This window comes from Nostoc sp. (genome assembly GCF_036917755.1).
Taxonomy (GTDB): Bacteria; Cyanobacteriota; Cyanobacteriia; order Cyanobacteriales; family Nostocaceae; genus Nostoc.
Window position 1 is genome coordinate 23,825 of record NZ_JBALFC010000024.1, and the last position, 18,663, is coordinate 42,487.

Annotated in this window: 19 protein-coding genes; 8 read left to right on the plus strand and 11 right to left on the minus strand. The window is 42.6% G+C overall.

Going from position 1 to position 18,663, the window contains the following annotated elements:
* Positions 1-4: 4 nt before the first annotated feature.
* Both V7L05_RS07930 and V7L05_RS07935 read right to left on the minus strand, forming a co-directional pair.
* The gene (locus V7L05_RS07930) at positions 5-889 is read right to left on the minus strand and encodes a hypothetical protein (protein WP_335163431.1); all 885 of its coding nucleotides are present in this window, start codon (positions 887-889) and stop codon (positions 5-7) included.
* 631 nt (positions 890-1,520) lie between these two features.
* On the minus strand, positions 1,521-1,907 hold the full coding sequence (locus tag V7L05_RS07935) for a hypothetical protein (protein ID WP_335163433.1): 387 nt from the start codon (positions 1,905-1,907) through the stop codon (positions 1,521-1,523).
* 456 nt (positions 1,908-2,363) lie between these two features.
* Here V7L05_RS07935 and V7L05_RS07940 point away from each other — a divergent pair, with 456 nt between their 5' ends.
* Positions 2,364-4,268: a chloride channel protein gene (locus tag V7L05_RS07940; protein WP_335163435.1), complete on the plus strand. Its 1,905-nt coding sequence runs from the start codon at positions 2,364-2,366 to the stop codon at positions 4,266-4,268.
* A gap of 372 nt (positions 4,269-4,640) precedes the next feature.
* On the opposite strand, the gene V7L05_RS07945 is transcribed toward V7L05_RS07940, so the two are convergent.
* A complete protein-coding gene (locus V7L05_RS07945; RefSeq protein ID WP_334943702.1) occupies positions 4,641-5,054 on the minus strand; it encodes an AbrB family transcriptional regulator in 414 nt (137 codons plus the stop codon).
* Positions 5,055-5,450: 396 nt separating this feature from the next.
* On the opposite strand from V7L05_RS07945, the gene V7L05_RS07950 reads away from it, so the two are divergent.
* The 3 genes from V7L05_RS07950 to pyrR all read left to right on the plus strand — a co-directional run bounded on the left by V7L05_RS07950 (position 5,451) and on the right by pyrR (position 7,714).
* Positions 5,451-5,891 (plus strand): Rrf2 family transcriptional regulator, encoded by a 441-nt coding sequence (locus tag V7L05_RS07950; protein WP_334949528.1) that lies wholly within the window; start codon positions 5,451-5,453, stop codon positions 5,889-5,891.
* A gap of 196 nt (positions 5,892-6,087) precedes the next feature.
* Complete coding sequence (gene cbiB / locus V7L05_RS07955) at positions 6,088-7,062, plus strand: adenosylcobinamide-phosphate synthase CbiB (RefSeq protein WP_335163437.1); 975 nt, start codon at positions 6,088-6,090, stop codon at positions 7,060-7,062.
* A gap of 115 nt (positions 7,063-7,177) precedes the next feature.
* Positions 7,178-7,714 carry a bifunctional pyr operon transcriptional regulator/uracil phosphoribosyltransferase PyrR gene (pyrR, locus tag V7L05_RS07960; protein ID WP_335163439.1) on the plus strand — a complete coding sequence of 179 codons (537 nt, stop codon included), beginning with the start codon at positions 7,178-7,180 and terminating at the stop codon, positions 7,712-7,714.
* Between the two features lie 49 nt (positions 7,715-7,763).
* On the opposite strand, the gene V7L05_RS07965 is transcribed toward pyrR, so the two are convergent.
* Complete coding sequence (locus tag V7L05_RS07965; protein ID WP_335163441.1) at positions 7,764-8,057, minus strand: hypothetical protein; 294 nt, start codon at positions 8,055-8,057, stop codon at positions 7,764-7,766.
* Between the two features lie 235 nt (positions 8,058-8,292).
* Here V7L05_RS07965 and V7L05_RS07970 point away from each other — a divergent pair, with 235 nt between their 5' ends.
* Positions 8,293-9,075, plus strand: coding sequence for a tetratricopeptide repeat protein (locus V7L05_RS07970; RefSeq protein ID WP_335163443.1), 783 nt, complete (start codon positions 8,293-8,295; stop codon positions 9,073-9,075).
* 33 nt (positions 9,076-9,108) lie between these two features.
* Here the strand turns inward: V7L05_RS07970 and V7L05_RS07975 are convergent, their stop codons facing one another.
* Complete coding sequence (locus V7L05_RS07975; RefSeq protein ID WP_335163445.1) at positions 9,109-9,492, minus strand: nuclear transport factor 2 family protein; 384 nt, start codon at positions 9,490-9,492, stop codon at positions 9,109-9,111.
* Positions 9,493-9,904: 412 nt separating this feature from the next.
* On the opposite strand from V7L05_RS07975, the gene V7L05_RS07980 reads away from it, so the two are divergent.
* Positions 9,905-10,672 (plus strand): circadian clock KaiB family protein, encoded by a 768-nt coding sequence (locus tag V7L05_RS07980; RefSeq protein WP_335163447.1) that lies wholly within the window; start codon positions 9,905-9,907, stop codon positions 10,670-10,672.
* Between the two features lie 294 nt (positions 10,673-10,966).
* Here the strand turns inward: V7L05_RS07980 and V7L05_RS07985 are convergent, their stop codons facing one another.
* From V7L05_RS07985 to V7L05_RS08010, 6 genes are all read right to left on the minus strand, one after another.
* Complete coding sequence (locus V7L05_RS07985; protein ID WP_335163449.1) at positions 10,967-11,881, minus strand: M23 family metallopeptidase; 915 nt, start codon at positions 11,879-11,881, stop codon at positions 10,967-10,969.
* A 193-nt stretch (positions 11,882-12,074) separates the two neighbouring features.
* Positions 12,075-12,512 carry a DUF6918 family protein gene (locus tag V7L05_RS07990; protein WP_335163451.1) on the minus strand — a complete coding sequence of 146 codons (438 nt, stop codon included), beginning with the start codon at positions 12,510-12,512 and terminating at the stop codon, positions 12,075-12,077.
* Positions 12,513-12,810: 298 nt separating this feature from the next.
* A complete protein-coding gene (locus V7L05_RS07995; RefSeq protein WP_335163453.1) occupies positions 12,811-13,998 on the minus strand; it encodes a glycosyltransferase family 4 protein in 1,188 nt (395 codons plus the stop codon).
* Between the two features lie 315 nt (positions 13,999-14,313).
* The gene (locus V7L05_RS08000) at positions 14,314-14,880 is read right to left on the minus strand and encodes a Uma2 family endonuclease (RefSeq protein WP_335163455.1); all 567 of its coding nucleotides are present in this window, start codon (positions 14,878-14,880) and stop codon (positions 14,314-14,316) included.
* A gap of 95 nt (positions 14,881-14,975) precedes the next feature.
* Complete coding sequence (locus tag V7L05_RS08005) at positions 14,976-15,194, minus strand: CopG family antitoxin (RefSeq protein ID WP_334785465.1); 219 nt, start codon at positions 15,192-15,194, stop codon at positions 14,976-14,978.
* Entirely contained in the window at positions 15,191-15,484 is a 294-nt protein-coding gene (locus V7L05_RS08010; protein ID WP_335163457.1) for a BrnT family toxin, read from the minus strand. Before V7L05_RS08010 ends, V7L05_RS08005 begins: the two co-directional genes overlap by 4 nt.
* A gap of 461 nt (positions 15,485-15,945) precedes the next feature.
* On the opposite strand from V7L05_RS08010, the gene hemC reads away from it, so the two are divergent.
* Positions 15,946-16,917: a hydroxymethylbilane synthase gene (hemC, locus tag V7L05_RS08015; RefSeq protein WP_335163459.1), complete on the plus strand. Its 972-nt coding sequence runs from the start codon at positions 15,946-15,948 to the stop codon at positions 16,915-16,917.
* Positions 16,918-17,054: 137 nt separating this feature from the next.
* Positions 17,055-18,494 (plus strand): glycogen synthase GlgA, encoded by a 1,440-nt coding sequence (gene glgA / locus V7L05_RS08020; RefSeq protein WP_335163461.1) that lies wholly within the window; start codon positions 17,055-17,057, stop codon positions 18,492-18,494.
* The last annotated feature ends 169 nt before the right edge of the window (positions 18,495-18,663 follow it).

The window sequence follows — 18,663 nt, forward strand, 5'->3', positions numbered from 1 at the left end:
TCATTCACTTTCCGTAGTAAACCCTGGCATTAGCGTATCCGATATTTCGCAGATATTTATTCCATTCCTCAGCTTGGAATCGATCAGAGAAAGGCCCGACTGCTACGTGTGGGCCTCGTGGTTGCGTCCTTTCGAGGACTGCGCCAGATCGTCCTAAATCTTGGCTAAATCGGGCTAGATTTTGCCTAATTTGGGCTGCGATCGCAGGTAACTGTTCTGAAGTGGTCGGAATCGCGACATAATATCTAGAGACTGGCCTAGTAGCAGTTATATTATTGCGATTATTGCGATCGCCTACACCTATTTCCTGTCCATTAGCAAAGCTGATAATCCGAGCGCTATATATACCTCGTGACTGTAGCTCACTGACTCGTTGTTGGGCGTTAGATACTTTGTTAAAAACTCCTGACTGAATTACATTCCGTCCTTGATACTGGCGAATGTAAGCACTGGGTTCAATCCGACGTATTTGTTGTAGCGTCTGCAAATCACTACCATCAACATAAACTAAATAGCGCTCAAAGTTCTGGTTATATTGATTAAACTGTGGAGGTTGGGAGGGCTGAAAATTCTGCTCTAATTGATTGTTTTGGACTGGTTGGGAGGGCTGAAAATTTTGCTCTAATTGATTGTCCTGTACTGGTTGTAACTGCGGTGATGGCTGTTGGCTAAAGGGAATTATTGGCGGTGGCGGTAAAATTTCACCTGCTTCTTGAGCCAGTAAGACTTTGCTGTTGTGGATTTGTGCTTGTGCTGGGGTAGAGTCGGGAATCAGCACTAACCATCCTCCCACTAACAAGGCCAGAAGTCTGTAGCCGCAGAAGCGGCTGAAAGCTGGGTAGGTTGAAAGCCGACGCTCAGAACTTCGGCGTAGCATCTGAAATGGCATAAATTGACTGGGTATTCCTCTCAACATAATAGTAAGAAAGTTATCAAAATATTTTTAGGTAATTTCCATCAGGAACTAATTAGTTCACCGTTGTAGCAACTATATAGTGTTAACGTCAAATTAGCTCATCTGCGTGGCAAAAAATACATCTTTTACCGAAGGAGGAAAGGATACAGAGCAACTAAATTGATTTATGGACAACATAGAAACAATTGTGCCGCGATGCCTAATACCATTTCACACAAAGCCTGATACATATAGATTTCTCGTAGGGCACAGCATTGCTGTACCCCTACCAACGTATTTGTATCATTATTAAAGTAAAACGGTATAAGCACAAGGCACAAAAAGTCCTAGTTTCAGAGCAAATAAATTTATTTATGGGGATTTGAATGCAAGAATTTTGAATTTTGAATTCCCCGTTGGCGTAGCGTCTCCAAGAGTTGGGGTTGACACTCCCACCTTTAAAGCCGTGGGATTCTTGGTTCATCGACTGAGAAATCCGGGTTTAAGCGAAGATGATGTAAAACCGTGTCCTATTTCAGGCGAATAAGACACGGTTTCAGAGGAGTATTTACTTATAAAATTACAAGAACCAAAGTAAAATTTGATTTATATCAAAGTAATCCATTTACTGAGATTTGTTTCCTGGTTGATTAACTTTCTCTGTTGTGGGAAAGATTTGGCGATCGTAGTTTGTCTTTTCCTGAGTCAGAGCGATCGCACTGAAGAAAATAGCACTTCCTACAGCTAGAGCGATCATCGGACGCTTAAGCAGGACAAAATCTCTGATAATCCTTGCTAAAGGTCGGCTTTGACGACGCAGCGCCGAAGAAATCATCAATTGTCTCCAAGTAAACGGATCGCGGACATAATGACCGCTTTGGCAGACTACTAGCCGTTCCTGGCAATAGGGACAACAAAACAAGCCCATGCGCGTTTTAACTGGTTTGGGCGTAGCATTTCTTTGGCAAATTGGGCAAGTAACATAATGATTATCAAAAGTGTGTATATTCATTTACCTCGTCCGCCTAGTCCATTTACTCGCTCTATAACAATAGATATATTGAATTGGGATCAATCTATGCTCTGACATCAGCCATAAATCATACATATATTGTATTACTACCAAGGATGAGTCAATGGTCGCAACACGAGTATAGCTAGATTTAGGCAAGAATGACTCCTAGTTAATGTTTGCAGGTGCCTCCACGCAGCCCTCAAAAACTCTGTTGTCTCTAGAAAGAATAGTGTTGGTGCCCACTCGCACCGCACTAGCGCTCGTTGATCCTTAAATAATAATTGTCTCTCATTTAACCATTCTCTCCACAAAAATTTTGCACAATGACATTTTTTACTAAAGCTTTATAAATCAAGCAAATAAAGTCTACTTGTCTGGTTGCTAAATAATGGCTCACAATGAGAAGTAACAGATAAAAATTTAAATTTTTTCTTACATTTACCCCGCCTCTCAATGACTCTCTTGCCTCCCACTCAACTGAGGAAGGTAACGGAACAACCTGCCTTTCCTACACCTTCTGCTCGTTTAGCTCACCTAATTAATCGTTTTCAACCATCCCCAGAAACCGTTGTGCTGTTTTTAGCCATGCTCATTGGCGGTGGTACTGGTATGGGTGTAGTCACCTTTCACTATTTAATCCAACTGATTCACCAGCTGATGCTGGAAAATTTAATGGGTCAAATCGGCGTCTGGGGTGCTTGGACTTTAGCCTGCGTTCCCATCCTTGGCGGATTAATCGTTGGCTTGATGCGCTGGCGCACTCAAGATTTTGGCCCGGGACTTTCATCTTTAATCGCCGCCTCTCAGGGAACAGAGATTAGACGACCACTACGACCAGTTACGAAGATGTTGGCCGCATCTGTTTCTTTGGGGAGCGGTGCTTCTTTGGGGCCAGAGGGGCCGAGTGTAGAAATTGGCGCAAATTTTGGGATGTTGTTCTCTGTGATCCTGAATGTATCTCAAGAACGACAACGTTTGCTGTTGGGTGCTGGCGCGGCGGCTGGACTTGCGGCGGGATTTAATGCTCCCATCGCCGGAGTATTTTTTGCCCTAGAGGTGGTGATGGGAGCTACATCTTTCGCTACTTCTGCTGTCAGTGTGGTGCTGCTAGCGGCGGTGGTAGCAGCATTAATTGCTCAAATTGGTTTGGGGACACAACCTGCTTTTGATTTACCTGCTTACCAAGTCCGCAGTCCGTTGGAATTACCCCTTTATCTTGGCTTGGGTTTAGGGGCCAGTCTAGTTTCTCTGGCTTATACTCAATCAATTCGGGGAGCAAAAGCCTGCTTTGCTGGTAAGGTTCCTGGTTTTGCCTTTTTGGGACGAATTCCTCAGCCGATTCATCCAATTATTGGCGGTGTAATCATTGGCGCAGTTGCTTTGCACTTTCCGCAAATTCTGGGGGTTGGTTATGAAACTGTCGAAGCAATGCTTCAGGATGTGGAGTTTCCCCTCTACTTGTTGGTGGTGCTGTTGGTAGTGAAGTTATTGATGACTGCAATTAGTACGGGTAGTGGTTTCATTGGCGGTTTGTTTGCACCAGCAATGTTTTTAGGTGCTTCTTTTGGATCAGCTTACGCCAAAATTTTGGCTGTGGCATTCCCGGCAATTTGCGATCAGATGGCGGCTCCCCCAGCTTACGCAATGGTAGGAATGGCAGCAGTACTGGCTGCTAGTGTCAGAGCGCCATTAACGGCTATTTTAATGTTGTTTGAATTAACCCGCGACTATCGGATTGTTTTACCGTTGATGGCTGCTGTGGGTTTGAGTGTTTGGCTAGTGGAAAGGATTAAACCAACTTTTAACTCTAACTCTAACTTACAACAAATTGGTCTTTCGGAATTGAAAGATGAAAAAGCGGAAATTGTGCAGCAAATTTTGGTAGAAGATGCCATGTATCCCTGTCCAAAAAAGCTACCTGCAACCCTTGGGGTGTTAGACGCAGCTGTGGAAATGACACGCGATCGCGTCCGTAGTGCTTTAGTAATTAATGAAGCAGAGCAATTAGTTGGTATACTTTCTCTGGAAGATATTAACCGTGCCCTTGCTCTTTGGCAAACTTACCCAAATTCGCTAACTGAAATTCCAGATAATTTATCCAGTCAAACCCTGATAGATATTTGTACTACTGAAATCCTCTACGCATGGCAAGATGAACTATTATCTGAAGCTTTAGACCGAATGAATCTTCGAGGTTTGCATCAATTGCCAGTGGTAGCACGAGACAAACCCGATCGCATTTTGGGTTTACTAGAAAGAGAGCAAATTGCATTCACCTGCAATTTAGCAGTTACGCGCAAGGCACTTCGCCACTATTTACCAGTCTTACCCACCACAGATATAGTCATTAGTCATTAGTCATTAGTCATTGGTCATTGGTCACTTGTACTGACTTGTACTGAGCGATGCCTTGCCTTGAGCCTGCGGCGAGGGGTCAAAGTAGCGTTGCCGTTGGCGTGGTAACAGAGCCTCTTGTCCTGAGCGCAGTCGAAGTATGCCGAAGTGCAGCCTCTCCTAAAGAAGTATTGGTCATTAGTCATTGGTTTTCACAAAGGACAAATGACAATTAACTAATGACCATTTATAGTCATTGGTTTTCACAAAGGACAAATGACAATTGACTAATGACCATTTATAGTCATTGGTTTTCACAAATGACAATTGACTAATGACCATTTATAGTCATTGGTTTTCACAAAGGACAAATAACAATTGACTAATGACGATTTATTAAGCCGTGGCTTCTATGGCTTCATCATCTTCCCGATCTTCTGGATCTACCTGTCTCAGACGAATGTGCTTTTTGCCTAAAGTGATCAGAAACTCATCTCCTGGTTTCAGATTCATCTGTTTTGTATAAGCTGAACCTATAAGTAAGTTACCATTCGATTGCACACTAATTCTATAGCTAGCACTACGTCCACCACGTCCATTAGCGCTGGGTGTACTGTCCAACTGAATGCCTTCGGCATCAATTAGGGCATTTAAGAACTTCATCATATTGACGCGCTCTATACCGTTTTTGGTAATGGTATAGTAGCCGCACTTTTTGGCTTTGTCTTCTTTGCTCTCACTCTCTAGCTCTTTGACTTTTTTGAGCAGTTCATCACCGAGTAGGGGTTCAATTTTTTTCAGTTTAGGCATCAACTTAGGTCGAAAACGAATGTTTGAAGTGTTGGAATCGATTTTATTTTAGCTGAGGTTGAGCTAATAGGAACATAATCCTTTAGTTTTTATCTCAACCTAGCCAAGTATATTACACTCATCGGCACAATTGTTATGTGATTAACAATATTTCCAAGACAATCTATTTTAGAGAATGCTGGCAATGCTGATAACTATATATATAGTTTGTGAATCACTGCTAGACTATAACAAGTTTTAAGTTTTCTAAACTAACGCTCAAAAGGTTGTCTCGTTGCTGAGGATGATAACTGAGTCACGGAATGATAAGCAAAACTGATCCTTAGTCATTGGTCATTAGTCATTGGTTATTTACAAAGGACAGAGGACAAAGGACAAACAACAAAGCTTGCCAAAATGAAACTAACTACCAGAGGGCACTATAGTGTGAAGGCGTTGCTAGATTTAAGTTTACAGCCAAGATATGGCCCTGTATCTGTGAGAGCGATCGCTAAACGCCAAGATATCCCCGCTCCTTACCTCGAAAAACTACTAATAGAAATGCGTCGTGCGTCTTTAGTGAAATCAATTCGTGGTAGCATCGGCGGATACCAATTGGCAAGAGAGCCTGCACAAATATCTATAGGACAAATTTTAGAAGCAGTTGGTGAGACTAGCCATTTACCCCATCACACCCCAGCACCTGCACAAGCTGAAGATTGGGTAACATTTAGCCTTTGGCAGAGACTCAACCAAAAGCTCAAAGAAGCTTTGTACAGTATTACTCTGGCAGACCTTTATTACGATGCTCGTAGCTGGCAAGCTTCTCTTGGGGAAGAAGCTAGTTTTGTGGTTTAGTCAATGGTCAATCGATTTTGGATTTTGGATTTTGGATTTTGGATTTGTTTCACCCACAAGGGGTGAAAGCGCGTAGCGGAACGTTAGTCCGGCATGAACCAAAAAAAATCTAAAATCGGCTTTTCTTCAATCCAAAATTGGCACGGTCAATATTTGGGCTATTGACCATTGACTTTTGACCCTTGACTCATAACTTATGACTAATAGCATCTATATCTTAATAATTGCGGCACTTTTAGATTATTTAATTGGCGACCCTTGGGATTGGCCTCATCCAGTACAAGTTATGGGGTGGGTAATTTCTCGCCTGAGCAAATTTTTTCTTCAATTGTGTCAAAATTCTCTAACACAACGCCTAGCTGGAATTGTACTAGGCATTATCCTAATAATTGGTAGCGGTCTTGTTGGCTTTTTGATTATTCAAATTGCCAGATGGGTTCATCCGTTGTTGGGAATTGCAATAGATAGCATTCTTTTGGCTAGTTGTTTTGCTGGCAGAAGTTTGCGAACGGCAGCAATGGCTGTTTTACAACCTTTAATAGCGGGAGATTTGGAGAAAGCTCGGAAAATTTTAAGTAATTACGTTGGTCGAGATACCCAAAACCTCTCACAAGCAGAAATTTTCCGAGCCGTTTTAGAAACGGTTGCAGAAAATGCCACTGATGGGGTAATGGCTCCGCTTTTTTATGCAATTGTTGGTGTATTTGTGCCAGTTGTGGGGCCAACTCCCTTGGCTTTAGCATATAAAGCCAGCAGTACCCTTGATTCAATGGTGGGCTACCGAGAAGCACCCTATACTTATTTGGGATGGTTCTGTGCGCGGTTGGAAGATTGTTTGACTTGGCTACCTTGTCGGTTAACAGTTGTGACTTTGGCGTTGTTATCGGGTAAACCGATGCACGTTTGGCGAATTTGTCTTCGGGATGCAATTAACGATCCTAGTCCCAATTCTGGCTGGAGTGAGTGCGCTTATGCTGCTTTTTTGGGTGTGCAGATGGGGGGTACAAATTGGTATCGCGGGATAGCTAAGTACAAACCACTGCTAGGAGATGCTATTTATCCGATTACTGTAACTTCTATTCAGAATGCTTTGCAGCTGACTCGATATTGTTTTTTGCTATGGTTAGGAATAGCGATCGCTATATTCTTAATACTCCAAAATAGGGAGTAGGGAGTAGGGAATAGGGAGTAGGGAAGTGATTAAGATTCTCATGTTCCCCACTCCCCACTCCCCACTCCCCCAATTTCTAATATGATTCATCATTCAGGGGTATCAGTCTATAGCTATGTCTGCCAAAGTAGTTGAAATTCTCTCATCCGAAGAAATCCGTCGTACCTTGACTCGCCTTGCCTCTCAAATTGTGGAAAGGACGCGTGATTTGTCTCAATTAGTGCTTCTCGGTATTTATACCAGGGGTGCGTTATTAGCCGAATTGTTGGCGCGTCAGATTGAGATGCTCGAAGGTGTAACCGTTTCGGTCGGTGCTTTGGATATTACATTTTATCGAGATGACCTCGACAAAATTGGGTTGCGGACTCCAGCGAAAACCAACATTCCTTTTGACCTGACAGGGAAAACAGTTGTACTCGTAGATGATGTGATTTTCAAAGGACGGACTATTCGCGCTGCTTTGAATGCCGTAAACGAGTACGGTAGACCAGAAGTGGTTCGTTTAGCTGTGTTGGTAGACAGAGGCCATCGAGAATTACCAATTCACCCAGATTTTATTGGCAAGCAGTTGCCTACTGCTAAAGAAGAAATTGTCAAAGTTTACTTACAAAATTGCGATGGACGAGATGCAGTGGAGTTGATTAGTCATTAGTCATTAGTTATTAGTCATTTGTCATTAGTCATTTGTCATTAGTCATTTGTCATTTGGAGTTGGGAGGCTGAACTATAGCTCTTCTGGTTTGGGTTTTGAGTTCTGAACACCAAGTTCCGAGTTCAAAGGTCAAAGTTCCGAGTTCAAAGGTCGGAGTTCCGAGTTCAAAGGTCAGAGTTCCGAGTTCAAAGGTTGAAGTTCCGAGTTCAGAGGTCGAAGTTGCGAGTTCAGAGGTCGAAGTTGCGAGTTCAAAGGTCGAAGTTCCGAGTTCAAAGATCCAAGTTCCGAGTTCAAAGGTTAAAGTTCTGAGTTCAGAGGTCGAAGTTCCGAGTTCTCTGCTCAAAAACTTAACTACGATCGCTACACTAATACTAAAATACGGCTGAATCAGCAGTTATTTTTAGAAGCTAAGGGCTTAATACCAAATGCTAAGAACAACTACAGTGTGATTAAGGAGCAATTAGGTAGCGATCGCTCAAAATAAACTGCGTGTTTAATCTTCTTCAGCCAATTGTAGAATTCTACACCAACTATAAAGTACTATTAACAAGCTGCTCTCACGTGCGTTACCGGCGATTGTGGGTTATTTCGGGTGGCTCATCTGGCGACATCGCCAGCGACGCATTCCAGAGAAAAGTTACCAAGCCCTCAAAATTAAACCCGACGACGACTACGAAGCTTGGTACAACGGGGGCAATGCGCTAGTTAATTTGGGAAAATTAGAAGAAGCGATCGCCTCTTATGACCAAGCCCTCAAAATTAAACCCGACGACTACCAAGCTTGGTACAACCGGGGCATTGCGCTATTTAATTTGGGAAGATTAGAAGAAGCGATCGCCTCTTTTGACCAAGCCCTCAAAATCAAACCCGACTTGCACGATGCTTGGTACAACCGGGGCGTTGCGCTAGAAAAATTGGGAAGATTAGAAGAAGTGATCGCCTTTTATAACCAAGCCCTCAAAATCAAACCCGACTTGCACGAAGCTTGGTACAACCGGGGCGTTGCGCTATTTAATTTGGGAAGATTAGAAGAAGCGATCGCCTCTTTTGACCAAGCCCTGAAAATCAAACCCGACTACCACGATGCTTGTTACAACCGGGGCATTGCGCTAGGAAAACTGGGAAGATTTGAAGAAGCGATTATCTCTTACGAGCAAGCCATCAAAATTAAACACGACTACCAAGAAGCTTGGTACAACAAAGCTTGCTGTTATAGTTTACTAGAGAATATCGATTTGGCAATAGAGAATTTGCAACAAGCTATCAATCTAAATGCTGAATGGCAAGAGATAGCAAAAACTGATACTGATTTTGACAATATTCGAGAAGATAGACAGTTTCAAGATTTGATTAGTTGTTAGTCATTGGACATTGGCCATTGGTTAGTAGTTAATCTACCGCATGATTGGGCTACCGTGATGATGAACTAAATACCACTTCCCACCAAGAAACTGAAATATATTTGTAGCTGTTGATTGTGCTTCAAGTCTTCTCCCACCTACCACTTGAAACACATTTTCTCTCAACACAACGTAGGCGATATTATCACTTAGTTCTGTAGCAATTACATCTGTGTTAATTTCGACATAAGCGGTATTTTTAAATATCTGTTCCCAAGAAGTGCGAATCTCTTTCCAACCTCGCAGTATATTACTTCCAGGATGAATACAAAAACTACCAGTTCCTTGTGACCATACTGCACTCATTGTCTCAATATCTTTTCTTTCAAAAGCTCGATAAAAAGCTGCATTAGCCGCTAAGACTTCATCTTTCGTCATAGGTAATCAAATATTTAAAGTTAGGAATTAGGAGTGGGAGTTTCAATCGATTCTCCTGTCGGAGATGCTGCGCGTAGCGTGGCTTACCCGTAGAAGTACGGGTGAAGCTCGTATCGACAGTCGATAGTGTCCCTTGCACTTCTGGTAGAGAAGAGAGACTTTGAATTTGGGGGTTAGGGGGTTAGGTTTTTCGTGGGGTCTTCTACATAACGTGAAAAGTCAGGGTAGAGAAGCGTTAGCGACGTCGGAGCGGGTTGGAGTTCTTCTTCGCAAGAGTATTTCCTTCGAGTCTTTATAATGAGATTTACGCCAATTTTAATGGGTTCCCAATTTTCTCGCTGATCCTGGTTGCGGTTATAGCTAAGGTAAAAGGTAAAAGAGAGAATTTTTTACTTTTAGCTTCCTAGCCTTTGTGAATAACTTGACGACAAACAAACTATCTACACCCCAGTTGTTTAAAGGCATTGCGCTATTTACACCTGGAGGAGATTTAATTTATTGCATCGATCCTAGCAAGCAAGGTCGATGGCACTTACATTTATGCTCGGCTTTGCAAGAAATCCTAGATTTGCCAGAGCCACCGCACTTTTTAGTGCCTTGTTATACTGCGACTATTGACCACTGGTTAGATCCGCGCACTCAACAAGTGCGAACTTTCGCCGAAGCTTATCCGGCTGTAATTAGACATCAAACTTTGCTTAATGCCATTTTTAGCACAGGGGAGTTAGTATGGCAAGCAGCTCCCTGGCAGGAAGGATTGTGCGATCGCATGGTGTTAACAACTTATCGTTCGTCATTCCCGCAGCTTTGGGAGGATCACGATTTAATTGTCCGTCTAGACCTTTCTGAACCTGTGCCAAGATACCACCAACCAGTAATAGTACAAAAAAAGGAAGCGATCGCACAAGGTTATGTTCTGCGCTTGTTTGTTGCAGGACATAGCAGTACTACCGAACGCATCCTGCAAAATTTACACGAATTGTTAGAGCGATCGCTCGGACATCCTTATACTCTGAAAGTGATTGATGTTTTAACTCATCCAGAACAAGCAGAACTCAATCAGGTTTCTGCAACTCCTACCCTTGTCAAAGTTTGGCCTCACCCAATTCGGCGAATCGTTGGAGAGTTGGATCATGTAGAAAAGATTTTACAGATGTTAGCTGCTAAGGAAAAATTTTAACTTTTACGCCTTTGTCCCCCACTGAATTCTGTACTCAGAATCAGTGGCAGGATATAAGGGGAATGCTCAGGATTGTATAGGGATTGAAACATATAGGGAACAAGTTTATAAGAAGAATTCAGAACTCAGGAGTCAGAATTGAATTGGAGTCCGACTGGGTAATGAATATTGGTTTAAAACCAAGCCGAATTGTGGGCGAAAAAAATTAAAATATTCTCGTCTTAAAACTCTATTCCTTTATGGGTAGAGTATTCGGAATTCGGAATTCTGTATTCTGACTCCTGTTTTATAGCTTTATGGCAATTTCGTTAAACTATAAAAACTGTCAGAACGTATCTGACTGCCATTCCGCCAAACTTCCACTTTTTTAGAGCTAACTAAATAATAAAAACTACCATTATCTGCTCGATATCTGCCTTTACCAATATTCAAAGCTGCTATCTTTATAGGCTTACTTGGGTCTTGCTTCAACTGCCCAATATAAAATAACTGACCATTTTCTTCACAGACTTTTACACGAATAGTTGCAGTCTCACCCTCAATGATGGTAACTCCATTGCATTTAGTATCAGTGTTAACAGGTGCAAAATCTATTGCAATTGGCTGTGAAGGTGAAACTTGCTGTGCTACTGGAGGTGGCGAGACTGGGCGGTTCGGGTTATCCACTTGCTGAACTCTAGAACCAGAACCAACACTTGCAGTTAAGGATGTCAACAGACGAAGAGGGTCAACTGCTATTAGACCATTTGGATGAACCTCAAAATGCAGATGAGGTGCTGTACTATTGCCTGTAGATCCCATCTCGGCAATAATTTGACCTTGAATGACCTGTTGACCTTTGCTCACCAACAAACGGCGATTGTGACCATAAACAGTAAGGCTGCCGTCGAGATGTTTAATAGTTATGGCATTGCCTAATCCCCAATCATCCCAACCTGCTTTTACAACTATGCCGGATGCAGCAGCAACAATCGGAGTTCCAGCTGCCCCTGCAATATCAATTCCTTCATGTTGATATTTGCGGAAGCCTTGAGAAATAAACCCTTGAGTCGGCCAGATTAAGTTAGAAGCAGGGATAGGAGTTTGCCAAATTTGGGAATCGTCTGCTAACTGTGTTAGAGCGGATGTAGTTGTACCTAATACGACGGTTAAGGATATTAACCCAATTAGTCCATAAGTACGGTATCGATAAACGGTAACTTTTTTCATCAGGTGTAAGCCGATTAAAACAATAATTCAGATAGTTTCTGATTATTTTTTGTTTCAAGCTTACTCGGTATATATCAGGAAATTAAATTGATAAATAAGTCTTTAACCGGACACGATATAATATCTGCCCCGTATGCCAGCCACCGAGGCATCGAACGGCGGCATACGTTTATGATAATTTTTCCCTTCTGGTTCAGACCTTAGTGTAATTATCGATTACTTTTGCTAACTCTGGCACTGCTTCTTCTACGTGCTTTTTGGCTGAACCGCGAAGTTTTTCATAGGTTCCTCGGACGATTTGGCGCTTTGCGTTCTTGACTCTGGCATCGGTGACACCCAGTAGCGCGTCTGCCGTATGAGTGCGATTCGCACTCAGGTGTTCAATTGGATCGCCTTTCTCTACGCCTTGACTCCATATGGGATCAAGTGCTGTGAAGCACTGCGGCAGGATTTGCTCAACCACGTAGGGGATATACCCTGGCTTGACCCCTTTCAGGGCGGCGAAGGCAGTTTTTAAAGCGATGCCGCTCATACCTGATTTGGATGCAAGCTGTCCTTCTATCATATTGCAACAGTCATTTATGACCATAGCCTTTTTAGTCGGGTTCAAAAGTCCGTCGCTAAGTCCCATTTCACTCTTCCTTATCTAAGTACTTAATTTCTATTCGACTGATTTTTTTAGTAAGCAGGAAATTACAGAAAATGGTATCAGACTTAGAGGATGTTATGAACATAAGACGATCGCCTAAGCAATCTTAAAGAGACTACCTCGCCCGTACCCTACAATCCCTGAGATTGCTTAAACAAAGGCCGTAAGCGCCACCCTTGAGATTGACGCTTAAACAAGCGCAAATTGGGCTTCATCCTCTTAAATTGACACCTTTAAATTAAAATTATCCCCAATTTCTTCAAGAAGTCGGGGATCTGTCTTACCAGGGAATTTGCGATCGCTCTTGGACAACTCGCTGATAAACTTGTTCAGTGTGCTTGGCTAATTTCGGCCAGCTAAAGCGTCGCTCTAAATCCTCATAAGCATTATCCACCAGCCATTGCCGATAACCTGGATTTTTCAACACTTCCAAAATTCCCCAAGCTAAAGAATCGGGATTGTTCACCCAAGTCACAATACCTGTTTTGGTATGTTGCACCACTTCAGGAAAACCACCAGTATCAGAAACTACTACAGGAACACGAGAAGCAAAGCTTTCTAAAGCCACAATTCCAAAGGGTTCGTAAAGACTAGGAAAAACGGCACAGTCAGCGATAGTTTGGAATTTATCTAAGTATTCATCCGAAAGAAAACCTGTGAAATAGCAATGATGCCAAATTCCCAAATTCCAGGCTTGGCGCTTGAGATGGTCAGTATTGCCGCCACCAACGATTACAAATTTAACCTTACCTCCCATTTGAGAAAGTATTTTGGGTGCGGCATTGAGTAATACAGGTATACCCTTTTCGTAGGTCATGCGACCGAGATAGTAAACGATTTTCTCATTGTCTGTGGCAAATTGGCGGCGAAAATCCAGAGCATGAAAATCTACGTGATGCTGTTTCTTTTCGGCTCGGATACCGTTATAAATGACATCGATTTTGTTCCAAGGACTGTGTAGCGCTCGTTCTACTTCTTGGCGCATATAGTCGCTACAAACGATAATTCGCCAAGCGTTGAAAGCCAGCAAGTTTTCTTTGCCATTTATATAGCCTTGAATGTCTGTGTGAATACCGTTATAGCGCCCGTATTCTGTGGCGTGAATTGTGGCAATTAGCGGTATTTTAAAATTATGCTTGAGAGCGATCGCGGCATCTCCGACTAACCAATCATGGGCATGAATTAAATCAAAAGACCCTTCCTCTAAGATCAACTTACCACCGTGATCTCCCATACTTAGGTTGAGATTCACTACCCAGTGGAAAAAGTCGTTACTATGTCCGACTGGCACCCGATGCACCTTTACTCCTTCAACTACTTCATACATCGATGCCTGACCAAACTCTGCCGTAATCAGGTGGACTTCATGCCCTAGCTTTACCAGTTCCGGGTATAACTCCGCTACATGCCGTGCAATTCCCCCAACAATCCTTGGTGGAAACTCCCAACTCAGTACCAATATCTTCATCTATTAGACTCCCCGACACTTTGCAAATATCTAAAAAACTATATTTATCTAAAATTTTTAGATTTTTTAACAGTGATTTTGTTAAAGTTTATCAAAGGTTATCAACTGTTGGACAAGTTCGGACTAATATAAGCTTCTTTTGCAGTGGCATTAATTGGTGAGATTTGAAGAAGAATTCAGAAGTCAGAATTCAGAAGTTAGAATTCAGAATCAAGAGCGTGGGGGTTTAAAAGCCTCTCAGGAGTGGAGGAGAGGAATGGAAGCGGGATTTTTAGTATACTTTACTACTTTCCAAACAACCTTTTAAGGGCTTGCTCACTCTGCTTTCATCTTTAACCAGCCAAATATCTGTTCAACTGTCAACTCTAAATCAACACCATCTAGAACAGTCAAGCTATCTTCTCTATGACAAAATTCTGGTTGTTGATGTGGTTTAAATACAAGAACTGAGCGGTCATCAGGATCAATTAACCATCCTAACTGACAACCATATTTTAAGCAGTGCAAAATATTGCTTGTAACTCGATTGGAACTCTGATTTGGAGAAAGAATTTCAATTGTCCAGTTCGGAGCAATTAGCACATCATCTACAGTTTCTCCGTTCTCGTCAAACTCAATTTGTTGCCAAGGAATAACCGCTACATCTGGAACAATTGAACGACCACCAAAAGTATAACGCAACTCTGGAAAAGCATAAGCGATTTGCCTTTTCTCTGTGACTTCATTAATCCAATTAATCAACTTAGCTTGAAGTCGGGAGTGGCGGGTTTTCGGCATTGGTTTCTGGATAATCTCACCATCAATATAAATACTTGCAGGCTTTGTTTCTGGTAACTTCAGAAACTCCTCTAAGGTTAGGAATGCAGATTTTGCAACACTCATGACTTCTGCTACTCCGAAAGTACTAGATCCAGTTTATCAACGTTCGGCACTGGCTGGATACAACAAGGCGATCGCCTCTATAGGAATCCAATTTGTTAGGCGTTGCTCACCCACTCCAACGAGGGTTTGCGCTGCGACTTTACACAATCCTGTAAATAAAGGTTGATCAGGCTCTGATAGGAAATGCCAGTTTCTTCAGCAAGAACTTTGAAGTAATCAACGACATCCTCCTCAAGTCGAATCGTCACTTGCTTCTTAAGCTTCTTAATATACGGATTCTTGACAGATTGAGAAAAATCATACTCTTCTTTCATAAGAAAAAACTCTGATATTGTTGACGCTCTCGCTTAGTAGCTTTACGAGCCGAGATGATACGGATAACCTCCTCACTTTCCTGATACAGATGACACACCAGCAACAAGCGTAGTGAATCACTCATTCCCAAGATTATGTAACGATCCTCTTCTAAAGAATGCTCAGGGTCGTAGAGTAAACGGGCATTCTTGTCATAGAAGACGGTTTCTGCTTCATTGAATGATACACCGTGCTTTTGCTCATTAGACCTAGCTTTTCGCTCATCCCACTCAAATCTCAACTCGCTCATACTTACAGTGTAATTACAATGTATATCATAAGCAAGTTGAGTGGACTGAAAAATGGAAATTTTCCAATGCTCACTCAAAGCTCAACTTTGTCGCGGAGAATACAGCAATTTTGTCTACGATTTGATGAGTGTTCTATTGGAAGAATTCCTAAACGTGAAGCCTAAGCTCTCAATTCATTGAGTAAAACCCGCGCGATCGCTAATCTTGAACAAGCTGAATTCTTCTTATAACTTAGATACGATCGCACCCCGCTTATAGGAATCTTGGAAAATTGAGTTGATGAAGCAACTTGCTACCCAGGTTGCGTAGGCGCAGCCCGTCGTAGACATCGCCTAAAACCAGCTTTTGGTAAAGAATTGTAATCTAAAATCCCAAATCCAAAACCCAAAATTCGTATAAGTCCCTGACTACGGTAGTCTAGATGAGAGTGAATTTATCGCCTCGTTTGATATATTGTTTTATGACTTCAGTAGTTTCTAGTCCCCCACGCACTATTCGGATTGGTTCACGCAAAAGCCAACTTGCTCTGGTTCAGACCTACTGGGTACAAGAGCAACTCCAGAAAAGCTTTCCTGATATCACTTTTGAAGTCCATACCATGTCTACCCAAGGCGATAAAATCTTGGATGTAGCATTAGCTAAGATTGGCGATAAAGGACTTTTTACTAAAGAACTTGAAGTCGGAATGCTCAATCAGGAGATTGACTTCGCGGTTCATTCCCTCAAGGATCTGCCGACTCACTTACCAGAAGGGTTAACATTAGCAGCAATTACTGAACGTGAAAACCCAGCAGATGCATTAGTTGTGCATGAAAAGCACAAAGATAAACAAATCGATACGTTGCCAGAGGGTGCGGTAATTGGTACATCTTCGCTGCGGCGGTTAGCACAGTTACGCCACCACTTCCCCCACTTTACATTTAAGGATGTCCGGGGAAACTTGATTACACGGTTGGCAAAACTGGATGCAGGCGAATACGATGCCCTAATTTTGGCAGCAGCAGGGTTAGAAAGATTGGGAATGAGCGAGCGCATTCATCAAGTCCTACCCAAAGAAATCTCCCTCCACGCTGTTGGACAAGGTGCTTTAGGGATAGAATGCCGTGCTGATGATAGTGAATTGCTATCTCTACTCAAAGCGATCGAACATCGCCAAACGCGCGATCGCTGTCTTGCCGAGCGATCTTTTCTACGCTCTCTAGAGGGCGGCTGTCAAGTACCTATTGGTGTAAATACAGAAATATCTGGTGAGAATTTGACCTTAACAGGGATAGTCGCCAGTGTAGATGGTCAAAAGTTCGTAAAAGATACCGTCACAGGGATTGCCAACAATGCCGAAGCACTAGGCATAGAACTAGCAGAACTGTTGCGACAACAGGGAGCGCAAGAAATTTTATCAGAAATTTTTGCGGTGATTCAGCGCGGTTCCTAAGCAATTAGGCAAGCCGATGTGATTAGATAAGAATTGATCGCCGTTGCACTAAAAAGATGTGTCAGACGCGACAGATCGCGTTGGTCGGGATCAAAGAGTTAATTTGAGAATATAGACTCAGGGAAGCAAAAATTACCATGCGGATTCTATTTGTTGCAGCAGAGGCAGCACCCATTGCGAAAGTAGGAGGAATGGGTGATGTTGTCGGGGCATTACCCAAATTCTTGAGAGAAATGGGGCATGATGTGCGGATATTCTTGCCTTACTATGGCTTCCTGCCAGACAAAATGGAAATTCCCAAAGAACCCATCTGGCGAGGCTCTGCCATGTTCCAGGAATTTGCTGTTTATGAAAGCATTCTGCCTGGTACTGATGTTCCCTTGTACTTATTTGGACATCCCGCCTTCCTACCGCGCCACATTTATTCGGGAGAAGGTGAAGACTGGCGGTTCACCTTATTTTCTAATGGGGCAGCCGAGTTTGCCTGGAATTACTGGAAACCAGAAATTATCCACTGTCACGATTGGCATACGGGGATGATTCCCGTGTGGATGCACCAAGATCCTGATATCAGCACAGTATTTACCATTCATAATCTGGCTTATCAAGGACCGTGGCGTTGGTATTTAGAGAGAATTACTTGGTGTCCCTGGTATATGCAAGGACACAATGTAATGGCGGCGGCGGTGCAATTTGCCGATAAGGTAAATACAGTTTCGCCTACTTATGCGGAGCAAATCAAGACACCAACTTATGGTGAAACATTAGAAGGTTTGCTGTCCTTCATTAGCGGTAAATTATCTGGGATTATCAACGGAATTGATACTGAAGTTTATAATCCAGAAAATGACAAATACATTGCTCAAACTTTTACTGCTGATACTTTAGATAAACGCAAAGCCAACAAAATTGCTTTGCAACAAGAAATAGGGTTAGAAGTCAATTCCAAAGCCTTTTTAATTGGGATTGTGACCCGATTAGTGGAACAAAAAGGCATTGACTTGATATTGCAAATCCTCGATCGCTTCCTATCTTATACAGATGCACAGTTTGTGCTGTTAGGAACAGGCGATCGCTACTATGAAACTCAGATGTGGCAATTAGCATCCCGCTTTCCCGGACGCATGGCAACTTACTTACTATATAACGATGCCCTGTCTCGCCGGATCTACGCTGGTACTGATGCCTTCTTAATGCCTAGTCGTTTTGAACCATGCGGAATTAGCCAAATGATGGCTTTGCGCTACGGTTCTGTACCGATTGTTCGCCGCACAGGTGGATTAGTTGACACCGTAACCCATCATGATCCCGAAAATGCGGCAGGTACAGGTTATTGCTTTGACCGCTATGAACCGCTAGACCTTTTCACCTGTATGATCCGGGCTTGGGAAGGCTTCCGTTTCAAACCGCAATGGCAAGAACTACAAAAACGCGGCATGAGTCAAGATTTTAGTTGGTATCAATCTGCCAAGCAATACGTGAAGTTGTATAGATCAATTTACGGTTTGCCAGAAGAAGAGGAGACACCACAACCAGAGTTAGTGTTAAACGAAGCAGTCACCAGTAGCAAGTCCTGAGCCGCCTAAATAACTTACGCATAAAAGATCCCCCAACCCCCTTAAAAAGGGGGCTTTTTAGATCCCCACTTTTTAAGCTATCCATTACCCACATCTTTCTTAACATGAACATTGACAAAAGTAAGAGATTATGCAGGAGGTAAGGAGACGAAAAAATCACCAATGACTC